Raw genomic sequence first — 21,276 nt, 5'->3', positions numbered from 1 at the left:
CGGATGTCCGAGGCAGCGTAGGGAGATAACGTATGCGAGGTGCGGTTCTGCTTGGTCTGGTGGCCTTTGTCGTATCCGGCTGCTCTGACGCCAAGGCCGCCAACAAGAACAACTTCAAGGCCGCGTTCAACGCCCTGGCGTGGAGAGCTTGCCAAGATCGACCGCCAGCGACTTGCGCAGCCGGGACGCAGCGAACTCCACGAAGCGCCGCAGCTTGAGAGGCGGAAGCGCCTGTGCCGCGTGTACCAGGTGCACGGGGATTGGGTCGGGCTCATAGTCCTGCAGGATAAGCCTGAGCTTACCCGCGGCCACTGCGCGTGCAACCTGATAGGACAACACGTTCGTCACACCGACGCCGGCAATCGCCGCGTCGATCGCCGACTCGGCGGTATTGATCTTTAGGCGGCACTGCGGACGAACGCTCCTGGTCGCCTTGCCACGCGGGTTGAAGATCCAGGTCATCCCGGATGCCAAGGCCGTGTACGTCACGCACATGTGTTCCGCCAGGTCCTCAGGCGTTTTAGGGACACCGTGAGATGCGAAATAGTCGGGGCTGCCGCATACCACACGCCGGATGTCGCCGACTTTCGTCGCGACGAACGTGCTGTCGGACAGCGCGCCGATCCGAACGGCCAGGTCGACGTGTTCGTCGATAATGTCGATCGTAGAGTCGGTCAGCGTCAGCTGAACACCGATCTGCGCGAACCGCGCGAGGAATTCGCTTACGACGGGTACAACGTGGAGACGTCCGAAGACGATCGGCGCTGCCATCATGAGCGTGCCACGTGGGACTGTGTACTCCCCGGAGGCCTGAGATTCAGCCTCTTCGACCTGTTCCAGGATGCGTTTGCAGGCGGCAACGTAGGCGAGCCCCGCTTCGGTCAGAGACAGCTTCCGCGTCGATCGGACCAGAAGCTGAATGTTTAGGTGCGCCTCCAGCTCGGCGACCTTCCGACTGATAGTTGGTAGGGGGACGCTGAGCTGTCGCCCCGCCGCGGAGAAACTCCCGGCCTCGGCCGCCGCTACCAAGATCGACATTGCTTCAAGCCGGTCCATCGTCTCTCACTTTTCGAGAGGTTATTTCTCATGAATAGCGGATTATGCTGCTGCGCGGTAGGGGTTAGGAGAGGCTCAGCAACTGCGCCCGTGAGAGTACAGCGGAGGAAGAATGTCCCGTATCACAATCCCAGGGCGGGACGATGCGCCCGCCGAATCCCAGGCGATCCTGGACAACGTGAAGAAGACGCTCGGTTTCGTACCGAACCACTATCGCCTGATGTCCATCAGCCCGAAAGCACTCGGTGGCTGGGCAGGACTCATGGGTCCGCTGGCGAGGAGCCTCGACCTCAAGACCCGGGAGGGCATTGCTCTCGCGGTCTCAGAGGCTAACGGCTGCGACTATTGCCTCGCCGCCCACACCCACGTCGCGACGAACCTAGCGAAAATCTCTCCTGAGGAAATCGAGCTGAATCGGCGGGGCCGCTCGATCGATCTTAAGCGCCAGGCGGCGCTCATCTTCGCGAAAGCGCTTATCGAGACGCGCGGCAAAGTCTCTGATGCTCAGTTTGCGGCGGTCAGGGATGCGGGTTGGGCGGACGCCAACATTGTGGAAATGATTGCACTGACAGCTCAGTTCTTGTTGACTAATTTCATGAACAATGCCGTGAAAACCCCAATCGATTTTCCGGAGATTAGTTCAGCAAAGGAAGGCTAAGGGGAGGCGATCTCGCGGGGAGCTTCAACGTTTGCGAAGCGAGCCGGTCTAGCAGTGCATGGACCGGCAGACAGCCACCGTCATCCGCGTAGGCCGCACGTGCGTCGAAGGGAACGGACACCAAGTGGTCCACATCGTTGATCTGAGCCCTTAAAACTGGATCGCTTTGGGTTAGAGTTTACCGTGTCGTTTCCCCTGGCCTGGGAGGAGCGGAAGACGATGAAGGACTCGAAGTTCTCGGACGCCCAGAAGGCGTTCATCCTGAAGCAAGGCGCGGACGGATTCCCGTGGCGGTCTGCCGGCGGGCCGGGATCAGCCAGGCGACCTATCTCAACTGGAAGAAGAAGTACGAGGGGCTTCTGCCGGCCGAGATGCGCCGGCTGAAGCAGCTCGAGGACGAGAACGCGAAGCTGCGCAAGCTCGTCGCCGACCTCGCGCTGGACCGGGAGATGCTGCAGGGCATGATCCGCCGAAAAATGTAAGGCCTGGTCGCAAGCGCGAGCTGGTCGGTAAGATGTGTGGCGAATGGCGGGTGTCGATCCGGCGGGCCTGGAGTTCGACACCTCGAGCTACCACTACAGATCCTGCCGGCCCGACCAGGCCCCCTTGGCAGCCCGGATCAAGGCTATCTGCGAGACCCGCGTCCGCTATGGCTATCGCCGCGTCGACGTGCTGCTGCAGCGCGAGGGCTGGCACGTCAATCAGAAGCGGATTCGAAGGATCTACAATGAGTTAGGCTTGAGGTTCAGGAACAAGACGCCCAAGCAACGGGTCAAAGCGAAGCTGCGCGAGGATCGCGCGCGGGCGACGCGGCCGAACGATGTCTGGGCGATGGATTTCGTCCATGACCAGCTCGCCACTGGGCGTAGGATTCGGGTTCTGACCGTGGTCACACCATCTCGCGCTTCTCGCCGGCCATCGATCCGCGCTTCAGCTACCGGGCCGAGGACGTCGTTGCCACGCTGGAAAGGGTCTGCGCGAAGCTCGGCTATCCGAAGACGATCCGGGTCGATCAGGGTTCTGAGTTCGTCAGCCGCGACCTCGACCTGTGGGCCTTCGCCAAGGGCGTCACGCTCGACTTCTCGCGCCCAGGCAAGCCGACCGACAACGCCTTCATCGAGGCGTTCAACGGGCGCTTCCGCAGCGAATGCCTGAACACGCATTGGTTCCTGACCCTTGCGGATGCGGCCGAAAAGGCTCAGATACTACAATGAGGATCGGCCGCACGGAGCCATCGGCAACAAGCCACCCATCCTGCTGCAGAATCCGGGCGGAGCACCCAGCCCACCGCCGTCATCGAAGGCCGGAAACTCAAGCCTCCGGCGCTCCAGCCAATGGTCTCGGATCAAGCAATCCAGGACTCTCGTGCGACTGGATGAGAAGCGGGGGTCAGGTCATGGTCAATGGGATTTAGGCTCAAAACATCACTCGTCATCATCGCTTGAACGCTTGTTCATGCACCCATTGTTCGCTCGTCTCGACCATCGCTGGATGTGTCGCCCAGGCCGGCAAGTCCGCGAGATGGTATGAAATAGGCCACCTCGCTCGCGGACGCTCACTCATGCATGACAAAAATAACTCAAACTTGCGAGCGAGGGCTACCCGAGCACCGGTGTACGGACGATTATCTCATAGGGTCGTGGACAATCCGCGACGAGCGGACAGATGTCACTCCAAGACAAACTTGACGCCGTAAGAGCCGAGGATCTGGCAAAAAGCCCGCCAAACGCCACGCTCGCTCGGCGACGCGCGGTGGATGGGCTTGTCACATCCGGTTTGGCCGAGCGCGCTGTGCAGGCCGGGGATGAAGCCCCCGCCTTTCGTCTGCGTGACGGCAATGGCAAGGCGTTCTCATCCCGCGATGCAATATGTCGCGGGCCGGTTGTGCTCGCCTTCTACCGGGGTAGGTGGTGCCCATATTGCACGGTCGACCTTCGCGCGATCCAATTGGCCTCTCACGACATACGCAGGCTGGGTGCATCGTTGGTCGTCGTCTCCCAGCAGACGCCGGATAACAGTTTGGAAACGCAAAGACGCAACGGTCTCTCATTCGAGAGCCTGGTCGACCCGGGAGGCAGGGTCGCGAACGCATTCGGCCTGCGGTGGAAGGCGCCCGACGAGCTGCGCGCGGTCGAGCTGGAAAGCGGGCTCGATCTTGCGGCCTTCAATGGCGATGCGAGCTGGACCCTGACCATGCCGGCTCGATACGTCGTGGCGCCCACCGGGGCGGTTGAATACGCCGACATCAGCTCCGACTACACAAAGCGCGGTGATCCGTCGGAGGTGTTCCCGGTGCTGGCCCACCTCGCCGCGCACTAGCTCTCTTTCAGAGGCTCCAGAAAGCGTGTCCGCGCGTCCAAACCGAGACGGCTAGCCATTCCAACACGCGGCTGTAAGTGGCATCCATGGCCCATGATAACGGCGTGCTTGTTCACGCCGTCGAGTGCAAAGCCTTGTCAGTATTGTCAGGGGCAACTTGACGGAGAATGCCCGATGGAGCTTCATCAAGTTCGCTATTTCCTCGCTGTCGCGTCCACGCTCAACTTCACCCGCGCGGCCGAACAGTGCAACGTCACGCAACCCGCTTTGACCAAGGGGGTGCAGAAGCTTGAGCAGGAGCTCGGCGGCCAGCTGATTTACCGCGAGCGTCAGTTGACGCAGCTCACCGACCTTGGAAAAGAAGTGCTGCCGATGCTCGAACGCACGTTGGCCTCCGCGGAAGCGGTGCGCCGGAAGGCACGGGAGTTCCAACGCAAGGAAGTCGCGCCGCTGAAGATCGGTCTAGCGCCGTCCATCTCGGCGTCACTGGTCCTTGATCCGATCGCTGAGATCGCGAAATTCGTCCCCGGGCTTCACGTCGAATTGCGCGAGAATTCCGCCGAGAACCTCGTCAATCTTCTGCTTGAGGGCGAGATCAATGCCGCGGTGGTCGGAGATGTGCAGGACATGCCCGACCGCATAGACGGCTGGTCACTGTTCGAGGAACGCTACGTCGCACTTCTTGCGCCGACCCACCAGCTGGCAAACCGATCCTCTATCGGTATCGACGACCTACATGAGACCATCCTGCTCGATCGCGACGGATGCGACGTCTTTCCAAAGATCAAGCAGTCTTTTTTCTCTGAGAAATCGGCTCAGCTCGGGCACTGCAGCGGTCATGACTTGCACCTTCAGCATATGGCGGCGGCCGGCTTCGGCGTGATCCTTGCGCCCGAGCATATGCCCTGTCTTCCAACCCTCAAGATCATACCACTCAAAGGCGACCAGGTTTCGCGGGAGGTGCGGCTACTGGCTGTGCAGGGGCGTCGCTACTCACCGGCGCTCGACGCTTTCGTCAAGGTCGCCCGGCTTCGCGACTGGTCGATCGACGTTGCGCAGCGCAGCATACCGCAAGCGCTCGCCCCCCAAGTGGCGGGCGCGTCGGCATGACCACAACTCGTATGCCGCGAGGTACCTGCGTCCAGCCAATTGATCTGCAGTCTGACACTTCCTCGATGCCAAACCGGACCGACAAGACACTCGCCGAGACCCGCTCTGAGCTGTTGACGACGTTCACCGACGCCGACTGGCAGTCGTATAACCACCTCGTCAAATGGCTCCGCGACTCGAACGTGCCGGCGCGCGCGTTGAAGGTCGGAGACACCGCACCGGACTTCCTGCTGCCGGACGCGGACGGGCGACTGCACTCCTCCGATCAGCTTCGCCGCAACGGCCCGCTCGTCCTGAGTTTCTTTCGTGGCGGCTGGTGTCCGTTCTGCACCGCTGAGCTGTGCGCCCTCCAGGGCGCCAAGGATGATTTCGAGAACGTCGGCGCTACTCTCGCGGTTATTACACCCGAAACGAGGCATTTTCCACGGGAACTCAAGCAGAGCTTGGGGCTTGATCTAATGGTGCTCGCCGACGTCGATTACGGGGTTGCGGAATCATACGGCGTCCTGTTCCGGGTACCCGATGAAACCAAAGCTCACTATTCCGGTCTGGGCTTCGATTTCGGTGCACGCCACGGATCGCTGGAATGGAAGCTGCCCATTCCGGCAACTTACGTGATCGACAGGGACGGTCAAATCCGCAGCGCTTTTGTCGAGCCCGACTTCACGATACGGGAGGAACCGGCGCAAATTCTGACCTCACTGCGGCAGGCGATGTCCATGTCCTAGCCGAGAAGAAGCGGTCCCATGCGCCGATACCTCGACGTCATCGACCGCACGACGTTACGTATCGGCGCCGCAAGTGGGACCGGGGCTCGTGGGCTTCCCGACGTAGCCATAGGGACGGTCGGCGCCTCGACCGGCGCGTCGTTCGCCGGGCCACCCAAAACGCCAGGTAAACCGAGCCTCGGGCCATTTAGCCGTCGGTGAAACTGAGGCAGCGGGAGGCAGCGCAGCCTCGCTCACGTCTTTGGAGGATCGGGGACATACCCCAGAACAAATGCAATAACCTTCTCGGCCCGCATTTCACATGGTCGCGACGAGCTCTCTCCCGACCTGAGGCGGTAAAAGTTGAAGCTGACCAGATCGCCACCGGTGAGCGGGCGTGCGAACAGGCTGGTGCGCTTTCCGTCACGGGACCGCCGCACCGTGACGTCATATCGCGCATCCTTGTGTACGCCTTCGCCGTACCACTCGGTATCGCGGCGAGCGCTGCTTCAAAGGTCGGTCCCAACAATGTCAACCCTTCTGGGTAAGGCAACGGAATTGGCTTCGGCGGATTGAACCACCTCCAGCCGCCATCCTCAGGGTATCGTTTCGATAGCCGCAGGTGATTGGACGCTCACCGAACCGATACCTATCTTAAGACGAGACTAAAGGGAACTCAGCAAATGGCGGCCTATAGGAAAAGCCCCGAGGCGGTGTCGAAGCTGACGCCCGAGCAGTATCGCGTGACACAGACTGACGGAACCGAGCGCCCCTTTTCAAACGAATATTGGAACAGAAAGGAGCCTGGCCTCTACGTCGACGTGGTTTCCGGCGAACCGCTCTTCGCGTCGTTCGACAAGTTCGACAGCGGCACCGGCTGGCCCAGTTTCGCGCGGCCGCTCGAGGCCGCCAACTTCGTCGAGAAGGTCGACCGCACGCACGGCATGACACGGACAGAGGTGCGATCCAAGCACGGCGATAGCCACCTAGGACACCTCTTTCCCGATGGCCCGCGCGACAAGGGCGGGTTGAGATATTGCATGAACTCGGCGTCCCTTCGTTTCATCCCCCGCGATCGGTTTGAAAGCGAAGGGTATGGCGAGTACGCGAAGCTCTTTGACAAGCAGGAGGCCTGACGATGGCAGCGACCACAGAACGCGCGATCCTGGCCGGCGGTTGCTTCTGGGGAATGCAGCAGCTGGTACGGCGCTTGCCCGGCGTCGTCTCGACGCGTGTGGGCTACTCGGGTGGCGACGTGAAGAACGCCACGTACCGCAACCATGGCACGCATGCAGAAGCGCTCGAGATCATCTTCGATCCGAGCAAAACAAGCTTTCGCAATCTGTTGGAATTTTTCTTCCAGATCCACGACCCGACCACGCCCAACCGCCAGGGCAACGACCGTGGCACGAGCTATAGGTCGGCGATCTTCTACGCCGACGAGAAACAACTGCGCATCGCGCAAGACACGATCGCTGACGTCGAGGCTTCAACGCTGTGGCCTGGTAAGGTCGTGACCGAGTTGTCTCCCGCCGGCGATTTCTGGGAGGCCGAGCCTGAACACCGGGATTACCTGGAACGCTATCCGGGCGGCTACACCTGCCACTTCGTCCGGCCCGATTGGAAGTTGCCGCGGAGGAACGCCGCCTGACAGCGGTGGACGGCAACTTCCTGGATGTCGATAGCCTTAGGCCAAAACCGACGTCCCCCCGAAAAGCCGGGCTGCAGCAGATGTTCGGGGACCCCATTCTCGCCCTATCCGCGCCTCCGCGCGGTCGGCGAGTATAATGGGAAGTTCATGTCGGGGCAGTTCGTTTTGCGAGGCGACTCTTGCGTAACGCCACCGAGGCACCTCCGCGCAACCTATCGCAATTTCTTCCCGGTGCACATGTGGTGGCCGTTTGCGGGGACGACGTATAGCTCCAACGAAATCAATCAGATCACAAGGAGAGACGAAATGGCCAACGACAAGAACGCGCGGAACATGGAGGTCATCGGCGCGGACGGCGTCCATGTCGGCACCGTCGAGGGCGTTGCCAACGGTCGCATCAAGCTCGCTAAGCGCGACAGCGGCGAGGGCCGGCACAAGGACCACGCGCATTTCATCGACCTTGGACTCGTCGCCGATGTCGAGGGTCAGAAGGTCCGTCTTTCCGCGAATGCGGCCGTTGCGGTGACATTCGAGGAAGAGCGGTCGGGAAGACCCGTCTGAGCAGACATTGCTCAACGGCTCGGGCTCGCGTCCGACAGAGAAGCCCGCATCCGCGCTGGCAGATCGCGTTCGCGCAAAAGCTCGCGCCGAAATCGAAAGGAGAAAGCTTTGGCGTCGAAACTGGATCAACTCCGCGCAATGACGACGGTCGTCGCCGACACCGGCGATCTCAGCGCGGTGTGGCGCCTCAAACCGGTGGACTGCACGACGAATCCGACCATCATCCTGAAGGCGGTCGACTCTCCCGAGTACAAGGATGTCGTCGACGAGGCGTTGGAGTGGGGACGAAACCAGTGCGGCAACGCCGGGCGCGTAGCCGCCGCGACAGCCGATCGGATAGCGGTCGCCATCGGCGTCGAGCTATTACGGCTCGTGCCGGGCTACGTCTCAACCGAAGTTGACGCCAACCTGTCGTTCAACATCGGAGCGTCCGTCGCGAGGGCCCGTCAGATCGTCGACGCCTACAAACAGAGAGGCGTCGCTCGCGAGCGCGTGCTCATCAAACTTGCGTCGACTTGGGAGGGGATACGCGCCGCGCAGATCCTCCAAGCCGAGGGTGTGAAGTGCAACATGACCTTGCTGCTGAACCGAGCTCAGGCGATCGCCAGCGCCGAGGCCGGCGCTTTCCTCATCTCGCCGTTCGTGGGTCGCATCTACGATTGGCACAAGAAGTTTGATGGAAGGGACTTCGCAGCCGGCGAAGATCCAGGCGTCCAGTCCGTGCGAGACATTTACGGGTACTACAAGTCGAACGGCATCCAGACAATCGTGATGGGTGCGTCGTTTCGCAACACCAGCCAGATCAAGGCGCTTGCCGGATGCGACCGGCTCACGATCGCGCCACGCCTGATGGATGCGCTTGCGTCCGAGGACGGCGAGCTGAAACGCGTCCTGGCGCCCACCGCCGTGGAGCCACGTTCGCTGCGAACTGCGGAAGACAGGATCTGTCATTGGTTCGTCAGCGAAGACGCGGTCGACATAAAGCATCCGGATCCCGAAGGCCCGATGGACGAGACAACCTTCCGGTGGATCATGAACGAAGACGCGATGGCGACTGAGAAGCTCGCCGAAGGCATACGCTCATTCGCGCACGACCTGAAGACACTCCGCCGCACGATCGCCGAACGCCTGCAACAAATCCCGTGACGTCGTCGCAAGCGACATCGAACGCGAAGGCAAAATGATTTCGCGGCGCGGCCGCGCGCTTCCATACGAACGGCGTTCGCACCATCGACCGGCGCCTTGCCCCCCCACCGGGGGCTATCGGCATCTCCGGAGCCGACATTCGACGGAGCTTTGGTCGGAAAGTTGGCTGGGTGACGGACCGTGTGCGGAATCTACACCGCCAAGCCCAGAGGGTCCGCCTTCCCGCGCGTCCGTCGGATTTCAGCGCAGTCCTGCTACAGCGGCTGGGCTATCGCTAGCGACGGGCGGCGTTACGCCGCGTCAGATTCTTCAATCGCGTCTTCGGTCGGCGTCGCTCGATCCGATGACGCGCGCTGCGCCTTGGCACGGTATTCTGAGGGATCGCTGTCGTAATACCTGCGGAAGGTGCGCGTAAAGCTGCTCCGGCTCTGGTAGCCAGCGTTCAAGGCGACCTGATCGATTGACAGAGCGTTTGCCGCGAGCAGGTCCGCCGCGTGGCGCATTCGCACGCAGCGGAGCAACGACATCGGCGATTCTCCGAACGCCGCGGAAAATCGTGCCATAAATGCCGAGCGGCTGAGACCGACGGCGTGCGCCAGGCTATGGACCGTGTGTGGGGTCGCCGGGCGGGAGGTCATGGCGGCGAAAGCTCGCGCGATCGGCGGATCGCTCAATATCGAGAAACGCTCCACCCAACGGTTCGTCGAGACTAGGCAGCGCCGGAGCAACGCGAGCAGAACAAGTTTCAGGAGCGCCGCCGACATCGCCCCTTCGCCAACGTTCTGGGCCGTGAGCTCCGCCATGGCATAGGTCATCACCTGGTCGAGTTGGTCATGGACGTCGAACTTCTCGACGACGGGCGTCGCCAGGGAGGCGAACAAGTCGAGCGCCGGACCGTAGTTGGCTTGGAAGGGCCCGCAGGCGAGCACCAGCGAAGGCGCTCCATGTCCGACGGTGTGCCGCTGTAGCGACCCCAGCGTGAAGTCATAATGATTGTGTTTGTCGACGCTCCGCAGTGTGGCCAGATGGGGCGTTGCCGCGATTGTCATCACCCGCCCAGGCGGGATGATCACCAACGTGTGTGGTGCCAGGCGTATCGGTGCGTCATCGTCAAGGAGGATGAACCCGGTTCCGCGAAAACAGTAGTGAATGGTGGGCGTCCCTGTGCGGCCGACGGCCAGGTGGGCATCCGCCGCAAGCGCGCACTCCGACAGCCGGACGGAGGTGACGTCCAAAGTCGTCATCAACTCGTCCAGGTCTTGTCGGGAAATACGCCAGATCGCCTCGCCTACCACGTACAAGAAGCCTTTATGGTGCTCTGGCCCACATCAGCTCGGCTTCGAGGCAGCGGGATGATGCCACCTCATACAGACGGCCTACGCGGCTGGCTGAAGGGCCTTCCGCGCTCCAACCTGATCTGGGTTTTTGATCGGTCCAATCTTCGTTGACTTCAACTGAAGACGCAGAACTATCACGCAATTTTGGGTTAGCGAGTAGTGACCGCGGCCGAATTAGATATATGCAGGCGAAACATGAATATCCTATCGCACGTTGTGGCGCAGGCGCACGTCTATGAATTCAGTCCAACTCCCCGTAACCTGGGGGCATAGACCGACGACACGTCGTGTCGCTCCTGACCGACCCGCCACAAAGTGTTGTCGAACGCCTCGGTCGCGGCATCATCGCGCTTGCCGCGCGGCGACCGCGGACTGGTCGGTCCGGACACCTGACACAGGAGCGACCGGAGTTGCGTGCTCCTCCAATGCGGCGGCGATCGCGCCGTCGACACGGTCAAGCCACACGAACTCGAGCTTGTCGCGGGCGCCGGCAGGGACATCGTCGTAGTCACGGCGGTTAGGGGCGGGCAGCAGAACCCGCGATAAGCCAGCGGCCGCGGGGGCGGCGACCTTCTCCTTGATCCCCCCTACGGGCAGCACAAGACCCCGCAGCGAGATCTCCCCGGTCATCGCCGTGTCGCTGCGGACATTGCGACCTGTGACGAGGGACGCAAGGGCTGTGAACATCGCCACGCCGGCACTCGGTCCGTCCTTTGGCGTCGCACCGGCGGGCACGTGCTGGGCAGCCGCGACAGACGACGGCGAAACTCAGTGGTATCGGCGCGACCATGCCGGGGAACAGGACAGTATTGCGGGCGGAATGATCGGCACTGCGTCTTGCGGGATTGAGACCGAGGCCCGCGCGCCGTCTTGGTCGGCCGAAGTTGCTTCGAAGTCTGGCATAGTCTCCCCTTCAGGCCGACTTGTTGGGACGGAGACCGACGCACCCATGGCCGGAGAACCGGGCTATTGCGTACAGCCTAGGCGGCAGCACGAGGCGTCGCTCGAAACAACCCTGTGGGAGCTCCAAGCGGTGGATCCGCGGATCTCGCAGTTCCGCCGGCGGCACGCGGTCGTACGACGAGGGCGTCCCCATCGATTACCGCCTCGACATCATCGGGCGCGACGCCTGGAAGCGCGATGAGGATCAGGATCTCCGTCTCCGTCTCGAGCACATCGACGGGTGGTTCCCAACATGGCTCCCGCGCGCCCTCGCGAGGCAGCAGCTTCAAAAAGTGCTGCTGCATTCTCTCTGCGCGCGCGACCGTCAGGAGGGCGGCAGAGAGCATCCAGTTAACGTGGTCCGTGCGCTGCATCGACCCTCTCCCGACTGATGGTGTTTGCGACGACCCCGCGAGGTGTCATGTCGGCGTGGAGGTTTGTGACGCGCGGCGAGAGCGCGAACACACAAAACAGCCGCTCGTCGTCCTCCCAGGCCTGCGATACCCGCCAGCCCGCACGCATCGCGAGCGCAGCGAACCCCTCGCGATCGTATTTCCTCGAACTCTCCGTGTGGATGGTCTCGCCACTCCGGAAGTGGAACCGGCGTTGACCGATGGAGACCCACTGCTCCGCGAGGCTCAGCAAGTGCATCTCAACCGCCTTTTCGGCGTCGTTCCACCTCGCGACATGCCGGAAGCGATCGAGGTGGAAGTCTCCCGCGAGTTCCTTGTTGATGCGGGCGAGCAGGTTGAGGTTGAACAGTGCCGTTACGCCCTCGCTGTCGTCGTAGGCCCGTAGCAGCCTCTCGACCGGCTTTACGAGGTCAACACCAACGAACGCGGCGCCATCGGGTCCCACGTGGCGCGCCATCTGCGAGAGGAACGCTTCGGCGTCGTCGGCGTCGAGGTTTCCGATCGTCGAGCCGGGAAAGAATCCGACGCGTCGGCCTGCGGGCATGCCCGCGGGCATCTCGAAAGCGCTCAGGAAGTCGCGTTCGACAGGCCGAACCCACAAAGAAATAGCGCGGCTTTCCATCCTGCGTGCCGTTTGCAGCAGGTACTCGCGCGCGACGTCGATAGGGACATAGCCCCGTGGCGATTCGAGCGCCTCCAGCACGAGCTCCGTTTTCACGCCGGCGCCCGCGCCGTACTCGATCAGAATTGGCCCCGGCCCAGCGTATTCGCGGAGCGCGCGTTGGCGCGTTCGCAGGATCTCTGTCTCCGTGCGCGTCGGGTAGTAGTCGTCAAGCCGAGTGATCTCTTCGAACAGGTCGGAACCCCGCTCGTCGTACAGCCAGCGGCACGGGATTGCTTTTTGAATGTGGCTCAACCCCTCGACGACGTCGGCGCGAAAGAGGTCGTGGTCGCTATGCGACAGTGACGCAGAAAGATCGTGCATGGACGGGTTTTTTCCTTGAATGGCCCGAACGGGAGTGCCGCGGGACGAACGCCGCCGGGGCGGCGAAAATAGGTCGACAGCCCGCACCGCGAATCCACAATCCGTCGCCGTTCGTCCAGACCCACAGGCCGCCTTCGCTTGCCACCGTAATCTCTGAGGCGACCCGGAATCGCGATCCGGAGTGGCGCACGGACGGTGCTCAGGATCCATGGCCGATGATACCCCGTGCCTATCGAAAGCATGTCCAAAGGGAATTTCTAATTTCACACCTCGTGATCGATCTTCAACCCTTGTGATGCGCGTGGGCAGCAAGGGGTTGCCGATGACACTACGGGTTACGTCTCGCCCGGCGGGTGGGCCCTGCAACCCCAATGACCGATGGTCGGGATGGCAAGTCCTTCCATCCGAGCTTTCGTGTCTTACCAAAGCTTGAAAAAGGATATTCTCGATGAAAACTGAAGGCACACTCGTTGCATTTGTCGCCACGATCGCGCTTGCTGGCGTAATCACAACTCCGGGGCATGCCCAGGACGCCGGGCATGGAAAGACCGTCTTCAAAGCCTGTTCGGCATGCCATGCGCCAGACCAGGCCAATCGCGTCGGACCGGGCCTGGGCGGCGTCGTCGGCAGAAAAGCGGGCTCGGCTGCGGGCTTTCGCTACAGCAACGCGATGAAGAACGCCGAGATCGTCTGGGATGCAACCACCCTCGATGCCTATCTTGAATCACCACAGAAGGCGATTCCCGGAAACAAAATGCCCTACGCTGGATTGAAAAATCCGACGGACCGGATGGATCTCGTTGCCTATCTTGCGACGTTGAAGTAGCGCCTTGATGAACGAGGCGCCGGAAACGCCCCGTCCATCGGCCGCGCCGAATGACGGCCGGGGATATGCGGTCGCTTCATCCTTTCGATATACCCTTTCAGTCTCGGAGGGCGCATTCTCATCGAGAACCTGCAGGCTGCCGCCGTCAAGTGAGCGACAATCTCGTCGCAGCGGCCATCGACGCCGACAGCCCCACGACTTCACCTACTCACGTTCAACCGGTCCAGTGGGTCGCCAAGATCCCTTATCCCCACCCTCATCGACCGTAGGGCCCGAGGAGGTTTCCGTGCTCGACAGCAGCGGTGAAGCAGGTATGTCAGGCGGCCCGTCGCACCGCCGTGCCTTGATTGTTGTCGATAATGTATCGCCAAAACCCATCCGCGCCGCGACGCACGATGTCGCAAGCAGTGCCGTGCAAGTGCACGTCCTTGCCGTCGTGACCCTTCCCCGCAATTGACCAAGCCAAAACGATCTGCGCGGTATCGCCGGCGACGAACATATGTCGCACGTTAGTCGCCAGCGGCAAGCCGAGCTTAATATCGCGTCCGATTATGGCAGTGATCTCACCGCGATCAGTGACGACCCGTCCATCGTTCGCGACGAACACGGCTTCGGGTGCGTACATGGCCATCTGATTTGTTACGTCGCCGGAGTTAAATCGCTCGACGAGCGACGGGATAGCGTCTTCGGGTTTGCTGGGGAGGAGAAATTTCTCAGACATCAGGGGGCTCCTGTTCACGCCGCTAGACTTTGATGCGGAAAGACGGGCATTGCTGCGGCTATTAATCCTGGCGCCCGACGCACTTTCCAATAGCCGATGCTTATCGCTTTGATAGCGATGCGGAATAGCGAGCTGCCTGACCTTCAACTTAGTCGAGTAGCAAGGAACCGGGCGCTCAGTGGCACTCTCTGACCGTGCTTCGTCCACTGCCTAGGATCCCCCGCAAATGTTGCGCATTCGCGGGGGACGAGAAGCAAGGTTAACTGGCGTTTTATCGACGTTCAACGTCCCGGCGAAAGTGGCCGCCTGCGCGGTCGGGCCCCGGCTTCGCGTCGCACTTCAAAGCGCAGCAGCCGACGGAGCGGCTAAGCAACTTGAGCAACTAGCGCCAAACCTCTGGATCACCCAAGCCCGGGGGTGTATCGGCCGTCGAACGTTGCCGCTCGTTTGGGGTCTGAGAACCTGACCCCAATTGCTTCCCCGTTCGCACCGGCGATCCAGGAGAGGTCGTAGGTGCTGTATACCGACGGAGGCCAGAACGACTGGAACCGCCCGTCGTCGTCCACTTTCCACTCTCCGGCTGAAGGGGTCCCCTTCTCCGTATAGACGGTGCGGCCGTCAGGGGTGAACACCTGCGTCGCGCCGTCGGCGTAAGTGAAAGATGCTCGCGTCAACGCGCCGACGATGTCGGCCGAGCTGATCCGGTCGCCATCTTTAACCACTGAACCTTCCGTCGAGGGCATGTATTGCTCCGTTCGTGGCATGTGTTTCGCCTGGTTATCGCCCCATACCCTCACGAACCTATCCCTCGATGTCGAGGCTGTCGCGGTAATCGTTCCGATGCCCGTCAGTTATGCGGCCCATGCAGGCATAGGATCCAAGCGCTATAGCTTTCGTCGTGATGTAGAATAGCATGACGAACGTCCTTGTCGCATTCGCGCGCCGAGTAAACTTCGATGGCCCGGTATCGCGCGTCAGACGGTCTCCCATAACGATCAGCTATCGACTCTATGTCTAGAGGTCATTTCCCTCACGTCCGATCCAAAGTCATTTTCGCAAGCCGGTCAGCCGTCATTGACAACCGCCACCGTGACGGTGCCGCAGGTGATGTCGTTCGTTTGACGATGCAAACAGCGCGGAAGAGACAGACACCGATGTCCGAGGAATCCTACGACGTTGTGATAGTTGGCGCGGGCGCGGCCGGTTGCGTCGTTGCAAGTTATCTCGCCGAACATACCGATGCTTCGATCGCTTTGGTCGAAGCAGGCGACACGGATCGCGATCCATTCATCCACATTCCAGCCGGCTTTGCCCTGATGCTGGCCAACGACCGCCATGTCTGGACGTACGAGACCGTTCCCCAGCACGGCAACAAGAAAGCCTATCGTTCTGGCAAAGTGTTAGGCGGGGGTTCCTCGGTCAACGCCATGGCCTACGTCCGTGGTCAGGAGCGCGACTTCGCGGCGTGGCAAGACGCGGTCGGCGACACTGGGAAATGGTCGTATGAAGACCTTCTTCCCATCTTCATGGCGCAGGAAGACAACGACACCTTCCACGACGAGTATCATGGCATCAATGGCGGTCTGGCGGTTTCGTGGCCCAAGGGCATCAACAAGTTGAACCAGTACTGCCTGAAGGCCTTCCAGGAATACGGGCTCCCGTTCAATCCTGACTATAACGGCAAGAGCCAGATCGGCGTTTCCCCCGTCCAGTCGACGGTCGGGAATCACCGCCGCTGCAATGCGGCCGACGCCTATTTGCGCCCGCACCTTAGGTCTGGTCGGGTAATCCTTCTCACCGGGAAGACCGTCACGCGTGTTCTTATCGAAAACAATCGCGCGGTCGGCGTCGAGCTGAGCGACAACGGACTCCAGACAATCTTGGCTGGCGAGGTCGTGCTGTCCGCCGGCGCCGTCCATAGTCCCAAGATTCTCATGCATTCGGGTGTCGGGCCGGCCATCCAGCTCCGCGAGCACGGCATTGCCGTGATCGTCGATTCACCCGAAGTAGGCGAAAATCTCCATGACCACCCGATGGTGCCTGTCCGCGCTTATGTGAAGGGCGATCTCGGCTATCAGGCCGCCGCGCATGGTCTCGGCACCGTGAAGGCAGGCCTGCGCTATCTCGTCACCAAGGATGGCCCGGCCGCGGGTACTGGCATCGAGACGGTGTCCCACTGGAACCCGTCCGACTTCAGTGCGGATCCAACAATCCAGTGCTATCACGCTCCCGTTATCGCGAACCAGGACCTCAAGGCCACAGGAGACCGCTCCGGCATCACTTTCGAGCTGGTTGTACTTCAACCCAAGAGCCGAGGCTGGGTGCGCCTCGCCGACAGCGATCCAACGTCGATGCCCCTCATCAACCCGAATTTCATCGGCGAGGAAGAAGACCTGAAGGCCGTGGTGCAATCGGTGCACGCGATCCGCAAGGTCATGGCGCAGGAGTCGTTGTCGCCGGTGATCGAGGAAGAGATGGAGCCCGGGCCGGGCATCCGCTCGGACGCCGAGATCGCCGAATGGGCGAAGCGCGCTGTGACGACGATGTGGCATCCGGTCGGCACCTGCCGGATGGGTCAGGACGAAAGGTCGGTTGTCGACGCAAGGCTCAGGGTCCGCGGCGTTGATGGACTGCGCGTGATCGATGCCTCAATCATGCCGACCATCACCAGCGGCAATACCAATGCTCCGACCCAGGCGCTCGCACGACATGCATCGGCGATGCTCGTCGAAGACTTGAAGATGACCCGGAGGCCGCCGGTGCGACGCGAAGAAGGCAGCGGTGTCTCGTGCATCGACCTTGCTAGTTCAGCCTTAGCTTTCTAAGCCCTCCGGGAATCGAAGTTGATGCAACTGAAGCCAAGGAGCATCACACACGCCCGGCGGGTAATTGACTTCCACGGCGATCAGCGACTTCCCCGGAACAATCGGGAATAATCGAGCTCAACTCGCGGAGATCGTCCAGCGGTTTCGGGACGGGCGTCTGCGGACGAATATCGGGACAATCTCGAGCCTCGACGATGCCGGCGCAGCTCTGAACCTGACCGAGCGGTGCAAGGGCAAGACGATTATCCGCTCGCAGGGGTGACTGACTGATCGCCATGCTTGCGCCGTCCTGCGATCAAACAGACACGAACAGAGGAGCGATGGGCATGAAGGCAATTATCGTGAAGGATCAGGCCGCAGGAACGACCGGGATGAAGCTGGCTGAGAGGCCAGAGCCGCAGGCGGCGATCAACGATGTCGTCGTTCAGGTTCACGCTGCGGGGTTCGTCAACACCGAGCTGGGTTGGCCCTCCACCTGGGCCGATCGCCGCGACCAGGACCGGACCCCCTCCATCCCGGGGCACGAACTTGCGGGCGTCGTCACCGCCCTCGGCTATGGAACGACGGGGCTGTCGGTTGGACAGCGGGTGTTCGGCCTTGCGGATTGGCACCGCGACGGCACGCTGGCGGAGTATGTCGCGATGGAGGCCCGCAACCTGGCCCCATTGCCGGGCGATGTCGATTTCACGGTGGGCGCGAGCCTGCCGATCTCGGGCCTGACCGCGTGGCAGGGCTTGTTGCTGCACGGCCGCCTTCAGGCAGGACAGAGCGTTCTCGCGCACGGAGCCGGCGGCGCGGTCGGTTCGATGGTGACGCAGCTCGCACGAGAAGTCGGAGCCTATGTCATCGGCACCGGACGCGCCGCCGACCGTCAGAAGGCGCTGGATTTCGGCGCAAACGAGTTCATCGACCTGGACAATGACGCTCTGGAAGACGTCGGCAGCGTCGATCTGGTGTTCGATGTCATCGGCGGCGACATCCAGAAGCGCTCCGCGGCCCTGATCCACGTCGGAGGAACGCTGGTGACCATCGTCGGACCGGCCGAGGCGCGGCCCGTCGATGGCTTGGCGGTCGACTTCGTTGTCGAGTCCGATCGTGCCCAATTGAGCGAGATTGTCCAGCGGGTCCGGGACGGGCGACTGCGGACGAATATCGGCGCTGTCGCGTCACTCGATGACGCCGTCGCCGCCTTCAACTCGACCACGCGTCGCGCGGGCAAAACGATCATCCGCGTTCGCCCGTAAGCGAGAAGCGCAATTTGTCGCATGCAGGACGCTCGGCAGGGATCGCGGCCGGCGGCCTTCAGCCCGCGGCATTGAGAGGAACCTATGGCATTCACGTTGAAGATCAACGGCAGCCCCCATAAGGTCGATGTCGACGGCGACATCCCGCTGCTGTGGGTCATCCGGGACGTGCTCGGCATGACCGGGACCAAGTTCGGCTGTGGTCAGGCTCTCTGCGGCGCTTGCACCGTGCACGTCGACGGCGCGCCGACGCGGTCGTGCGTCACCCCCGTCGAGAGCATCGGCGACAGTGCTATCACTACCATCGAGGCGATCGGCCGAGAGCCGCAAGGCGCGGCCATCCAGAAAGCGTGGTTGGACCTGGAGGTGGTGCAATGCGGCTACTGCCAGTCGGGCCAGATCATGTCGGCGGCGGCGTTGCTGAAGGACACGCCAAAGCCGACGGATGCCGATATTGATGCCGCTATGTCGGGTAATGTCTGCCGATGTGGCACCTATCAGCGGATCCGCGCCGCGATCAAACACGCTGCGGGAGTGTGAGATCATGAGCGGACTAAATCCGGAAACGCAGATTTCCGATAACACAGCAGTGTCGCGACGCGCCTTTTTGCAAGGCACAGGTCTCCTGCTCGGCTTCGCGTTGACCGCTGCGAGCACGGAGCCCGTTTTCGCTGCACCGGTGCTCGAAAACGAGGTCACGGGCATCTTCGCTCCAAATGGCTTCATCCGGATCAATCCAACCGGCGCCATAACGCTCGTCATGCCGATGATCGAGATGGGACAGGGAATTTACACGTCGCTCTCGATGCTCCTCGCTGAAGAGCTGGAAGTGCCGATCGACCAGATTCAGCTTCAACATGCTCCGCCAAATCATGCCCTTTACGCTAACTCGATCATCGGTATTCAAAATACCGGCGGTTCCGCGTCCGTCCGGGCTTTTTGGACGCCGTTGCGCCAGGCCGGCGCCGTGGGTCGCAATCTGCTGATCGCAGCTGCCGCCACGCGCTGGGGTGTCGATCCGATGACCTGCCGCGCCAAGGACGGCGCCGTATTCGATGCGTCGGGCTCGATGCGTTTGAGCTATGGCGAACTTGCGGAGGCAGCGGCGAAACTGCCGGTGCCCCCCGCAGCAAACGTCAAATTGAAGGAGCCGAAGGATTTCACCTTGATCGGTTCGCGTACGAAACGCGTGGACTCGTCGATCAAGGTCAATGGCCGAGCGCTCTACGGCATCGACAAGCGCCTACCTGGCATGAAGATTGCCGCGGTTGCGATTACGCCCGTGCTCGGCGGCAAAGCCAAGACAGTGAACGAGAAAGCCGCGCTGGCCGTGAAGGGCGTACGGCAGGTGGTCGATATCGGTGAGGCCGTCGCCGTAGTGGCCGATCACAACGGTGCGGCGAAGAAGGGGCTCGAGGCTGCCGCAATCATCTGGGACGACGGGCCGAACGGCAACGTCAGCAACGCGGATATCGTCAGGCAATTGGAGCAAGAATCCAAAAAGCCGGGCGCGATCGCTCGTAACGACGGCAACACGGAGAAGGCTCTCGCTGCTGCAGCGCAACGGGTTGACGCGATCTATCAGGTTCCGTTCCTGGCGCATGCTGCGATGGAGCCCATGAACTGCACCGCCCAACTGCGCAAGGATCGTTGCGACATCTGGGTGGGGACGCAGGCGCCTACGATCACGCAGTCCCAGGTGGCCGAGCTCACCGGCCTGCCAATCGACGCGATCAAGATCCACAACCATCTGATCGGCGGCGGGTTCGGCCGAAGGCTGGAACCCGATGGCACGATCCTCGCCGTTAAGATCGCCAGGCACGTCGATGGCCCGGTGAAGGTGATCTGGAGTCGCGAGGAAGACATCCAGCACGATATGTACCGGCCGTACTATTTCGACCGGCTATCGGCCGGCCTCGATGAAGCCGGCAAGCCCGTCGCTTGGGCGCATCGGATCGCCGGCTCCTCTGTCATGGCCCGCTATTATCCTCCTTACGTCAAGGATGGATTGGATCCCGATGCCGTGGAAGCGGCGGCCGAGCCACCCTATGCGCTGCCCAATATCCACGTAGACTATGTCCAGGTTGAACCACCCGGCGTGCGGACGTCGTGGTGGCGCGGTGTCGGGCCGACGCACAACGTATTTGTGGTCGAAAGCTTCATCGACGAGCTCGCGCATGCCGCGAAGCAGGATCCGGTCGCTTATCGCAAGGGATTGCTCGGTCATAATCCACGAGCGCTCGCAGTCCTATCGCTTGCGGCGGAAAAGGCCGGATGGGGATTACCACTTCCCGCGCGGCATGGCCGCGGGATCTCGGTACAATTTGCCTATGGAAGTTACGCATCGCAGGTCGCCGAAGTTGAAGTGGCGGCGGATGGCTCAATCAAGGTTACGCGGATCGTCTGCGCGATCGATTGTGGTATGTACGTCAACCCCGATACGATCGAAGCGCAAGTCCAGGGTGGTACCCTTTTCGGCCTGACCGCCGCGCTCCATGGGTTAATCACCTTCAAGGATGGGCGCGTCGAACAGAGCAATTTCCACGACTATCTGCCGATGCGAATCGATGAGGTGCCAGTCGTTGAAACGCACCTGATCACGAACGCGGAAGCTCCAGGTGGCATTGGAGAAGCTCCAACAGCCATTGTCAGCGCTGCGGTGAACAACGCGATCTTTGCCGCCACCGGCAAGCGTCTGCGTTCCCTGCCGTTCGATACGAACTCGCTGAAGTCCTCGTCTTAGTCCCACCCCATCGTCCCATGCCCGTCGAAGTG

18 protein-coding genes and 3 pseudogenes are annotated in these 21,276 nt (G+C 61.7%); 14 read left to right on the top strand and 7 right to left on the bottom strand.

Annotation, left to right across the window (positions count from 1 at the left end; genetic code table 11):
• Positions 1-126: 126 nt before the first annotated feature.
• Complete coding sequence (locus IEW34_RS18960) at positions 127-1,056, bottom strand: LysR family transcriptional regulator (RefSeq protein WP_188610796.1); 930 nt, start codon at positions 1,054-1,056, stop codon at positions 127-129.
• Between the two features lie 112 nt (positions 1,057-1,168).
• Between IEW34_RS18960 and IEW34_RS18955 the strand changes: the two genes are divergently transcribed.
• From IEW34_RS18955 to tal, 9 genes and pseudogenes are all read left to right on the top strand, one after another.
• A complete protein-coding gene (locus tag IEW34_RS18955; protein ID WP_188610795.1) occupies positions 1,169-1,714 on the top strand; it encodes a carboxymuconolactone decarboxylase family protein in 546 nt (181 codons plus the stop codon).
• A 219-nt stretch (positions 1,715-1,933) separates the two neighbouring features.
• Positions 1,934-3,007 (top strand): annotated as a pseudogene (locus IEW34_RS18950) (IS3 family transposase); the annotation flags it as partial.
• A gap of 372 nt (positions 3,008-3,379) precedes the next feature.
• Positions 3,380-4,033 carry a peroxiredoxin-like family protein gene (locus IEW34_RS18945; protein ID WP_188610794.1) on the top strand — a complete coding sequence of 218 codons (654 nt, stop codon included), beginning with the start codon at positions 3,380-3,382 and terminating at the stop codon, positions 4,031-4,033.
• Between the two features lie 174 nt (positions 4,034-4,207).
• A complete protein-coding gene (locus tag IEW34_RS18940; RefSeq protein WP_188610793.1) occupies positions 4,208-5,143 on the top strand; it encodes a LysR family transcriptional regulator in 936 nt (311 codons plus the stop codon).
• Positions 5,140-5,871, top strand: coding sequence for a peroxiredoxin-like family protein (locus tag IEW34_RS18935; protein WP_244642089.1), 732 nt, complete (start codon positions 5,140-5,142; stop codon positions 5,869-5,871). Before IEW34_RS18940 ends, IEW34_RS18935 begins: the two co-directional genes overlap by 4 nt.
• Before the next feature lie 662 nt (positions 5,872-6,533).
• Complete coding sequence (gene msrB, locus IEW34_RS18930; protein WP_188610791.1) at positions 6,534-6,986, top strand: peptide-methionine (R)-S-oxide reductase MsrB; 453 nt, start codon at positions 6,534-6,536, stop codon at positions 6,984-6,986.
• A 2-nt stretch (positions 6,987-6,988) separates the two neighbouring features.
• Positions 6,989-7,501 (top strand): peptide-methionine (S)-S-oxide reductase MsrA, encoded by a 513-nt coding sequence (msrA, locus tag IEW34_RS18925; RefSeq protein WP_188610790.1) that lies wholly within the window; start codon positions 6,989-6,991, stop codon positions 7,499-7,501.
• Positions 7,502-7,807: 306 nt separating this feature from the next.
• On the top strand, positions 7,808-8,062 hold the full coding sequence (locus IEW34_RS18920; protein WP_188610789.1) for a DUF2171 domain-containing protein: 255 nt from the start codon (positions 7,808-7,810) through the stop codon (positions 8,060-8,062).
• A gap of 108 nt (positions 8,063-8,170) precedes the next feature.
• Positions 8,171-9,208 carry a transaldolase gene (gene tal / locus IEW34_RS18915; protein WP_188610788.1) on the top strand — a complete coding sequence of 346 codons (1,038 nt, stop codon included), beginning with the start codon at positions 8,171-8,173 and terminating at the stop codon, positions 9,206-9,208.
• 290 nt (positions 9,209-9,498) lie between these two features.
• Here the strand turns inward: tal and IEW34_RS18910 are convergent, their stop codons facing one another.
• From IEW34_RS18910 to egtD, 4 genes and pseudogenes are all read right to left on the bottom strand, one after another.
• Positions 9,499-10,503, bottom strand: a complete 1,005-nt coding sequence (locus IEW34_RS18910) for a helix-turn-helix transcriptional regulator (RefSeq protein WP_210324534.1) — start codon at positions 10,501-10,503, stop codon at positions 9,499-9,501.
• A 384-nt stretch (positions 10,504-10,887) separates the two neighbouring features.
• Positions 10,888-11,283 (bottom strand): annotated as a pseudogene (locus IEW34_RS18905) (S16 family serine protease); the annotation flags it as partial.
• Positions 11,284-11,458: 175 nt separating this feature from the next.
• Positions 11,459-11,861, bottom strand: a pseudogene (locus tag IEW34_RS30630) (Hsp20/alpha crystallin family protein).
• A complete protein-coding gene (gene egtD, locus IEW34_RS18900; RefSeq protein WP_188610786.1) occupies positions 11,839-12,885 on the bottom strand; it encodes an L-histidine N(alpha)-methyltransferase in 1,047 nt (348 codons plus the stop codon). Before egtD ends, IEW34_RS30630 begins: the two are co-directional and overlap by 23 nt.
• 448 nt (positions 12,886-13,333) lie before the next feature.
• Between egtD and IEW34_RS18895 the strand changes: the two genes are divergently transcribed.
• Entirely contained in the window at positions 13,334-13,711 is a 378-nt protein-coding gene (locus tag IEW34_RS18895) for a c-type cytochrome (RefSeq protein WP_188610785.1), read from the top strand.
• A gap of 316 nt (positions 13,712-14,027) precedes the next feature.
• Here IEW34_RS18895 and IEW34_RS18890 read toward each other — a convergent pair whose 3' ends face one another.
• The gene (locus IEW34_RS18890) at positions 14,028-14,432 is read right to left on the bottom strand and encodes a YybH family protein (protein ID WP_188610784.1); all 405 of its coding nucleotides are present in this window, start codon (positions 14,430-14,432) and stop codon (positions 14,028-14,030) included.
• Positions 14,433-14,833: 401 nt separating this feature from the next.
• Complete coding sequence (locus IEW34_RS18885; protein WP_210324533.1) at positions 14,834-15,175, bottom strand: hypothetical protein; 342 nt, start codon at positions 15,173-15,175, stop codon at positions 14,834-14,836.
• A 411-nt stretch (positions 15,176-15,586) separates the two neighbouring features.
• Between IEW34_RS18885 and IEW34_RS18880 the strand changes: the two genes are divergently transcribed.
• The 4 genes from IEW34_RS18880 (at position 15,587) to IEW34_RS18865 (ending at position 21,244) form a co-directional block, all read left to right on the top strand.
• Positions 15,587-17,257, top strand: coding sequence for a GMC family oxidoreductase (locus IEW34_RS18880; RefSeq protein ID WP_188610783.1), 1,671 nt, complete (start codon positions 15,587-15,589; stop codon positions 17,255-17,257).
• Between the two features lie 326 nt (positions 17,258-17,583).
• Complete coding sequence (locus IEW34_RS18875; protein ID WP_188611151.1) at positions 17,584-18,501, top strand: NADP-dependent oxidoreductase; 918 nt, start codon at positions 17,584-17,586, stop codon at positions 18,499-18,501.
• Positions 18,502-18,585: 84 nt separating this feature from the next.
• The gene (locus IEW34_RS18870) at positions 18,586-19,041 is read left to right on the top strand and encodes a (2Fe-2S)-binding protein (RefSeq protein ID WP_188610782.1); all 456 of its coding nucleotides are present in this window, start codon (positions 18,586-18,588) and stop codon (positions 19,039-19,041) included.
• A gap of 4 nt (positions 19,042-19,045) precedes the next feature.
• Positions 19,046-21,244, top strand: a complete 2,199-nt coding sequence (locus IEW34_RS18865) for a xanthine dehydrogenase family protein molybdopterin-binding subunit (RefSeq protein ID WP_188610781.1) — start codon at positions 19,046-19,048, stop codon at positions 21,242-21,244.
• The last annotated feature ends 32 nt before the right edge of the window (positions 21,245-21,276 follow it).

It is taken from the genome of Chelatococcus reniformis (assembly GCF_014640075.1).
Lineage (GTDB): Bacteria > Pseudomonadota > Alphaproteobacteria > Rhizobiales > Beijerinckiaceae > Camelimonas > Camelimonas reniformis.
The sequence above is the reverse complement of the archived record's forward strand: the minus strand, read 5'-3'. Positions and strand labels throughout refer to the sequence as shown.

Excerpts from the sequence above, each read along its gene's own strand:
- IEW34_RS18960 (WP_188610796.1), bottom strand. The coding sequence starts at position 1,056 with ATGGACCGGCTTGAAGCAATGTCGATCTTGGTAGCGGCGGCCGAGGCC.
- IEW34_RS18955 (WP_188610795.1), top strand. The coding sequence starts at position 1,169 with ATGTCCCGTATCACAATCCCAGGGCGGGACGATGCGCCCGCCGAATCC.
- IEW34_RS18945 (WP_188610794.1), top strand. The coding sequence starts at position 3,380 with ATGTCACTCCAAGACAAACTTGACGCCGTAAGAGCCGAGGATCTGGCA.
- IEW34_RS18940 (WP_188610793.1), top strand. The coding sequence starts at position 4,208 with ATGGAGCTTCATCAAGTTCGCTATTTCCTCGCTGTCGCGTCCACGCTC.
- IEW34_RS18935 (WP_244642089.1), top strand. The coding sequence starts at position 5,140 with ATGACCACAACTCGTATGCCGCGAGGTACCTGCGTCCAGCCAATTGAT.
- msrB (WP_188610791.1), top strand. The coding sequence starts at position 6,534 with ATGGCGGCCTATAGGAAAAGCCCCGAGGCGGTGTCGAAGCTGACGCCC.
- msrA (WP_188610790.1), top strand. The coding sequence starts at position 6,989 with ATGGCAGCGACCACAGAACGCGCGATCCTGGCCGGCGGTTGCTTCTGG.
- IEW34_RS18920 (WP_188610789.1), top strand. The coding sequence starts at position 7,808 with ATGGCCAACGACAAGAACGCGCGGAACATGGAGGTCATCGGCGCGGAC.
- egtD (WP_188610786.1), bottom strand. The coding sequence starts at position 12,885 with ATGCACGATCTTTCTGCGTCACTGTCGCATAGCGACCACGACCTCTTT.
- IEW34_RS18895 (WP_188610785.1), top strand. The coding sequence starts at position 13,334 with ATGAAAACTGAAGGCACACTCGTTGCATTTGTCGCCACGATCGCGCTT.
- IEW34_RS18890 (WP_188610784.1), bottom strand. The coding sequence starts at position 14,432 with ATGTCTGAGAAATTTCTCCTCCCCAGCAAACCCGAAGACGCTATCCCG.
- IEW34_RS18885 (WP_210324533.1), bottom strand. The coding sequence starts at position 15,175 with ATGCCCTCGACGGAAGGTTCAGTGGTTAAAGATGGCGACCGGATCAGC.
- IEW34_RS18880 (WP_188610783.1), top strand. The coding sequence starts at position 15,587 with ATGTCCGAGGAATCCTACGACGTTGTGATAGTTGGCGCGGGCGCGGCC.
- IEW34_RS18875 (WP_188611151.1), top strand. The coding sequence starts at position 17,584 with ATGAAGGCAATTATCGTGAAGGATCAGGCCGCAGGAACGACCGGGATG.
- IEW34_RS18870 (WP_188610782.1), top strand. The coding sequence starts at position 18,586 with ATGGCATTCACGTTGAAGATCAACGGCAGCCCCCATAAGGTCGATGTC.
- IEW34_RS18865 (WP_188610781.1), top strand. The coding sequence starts at position 19,046 with ATGAGCGGACTAAATCCGGAAACGCAGATTTCCGATAACACAGCAGTG.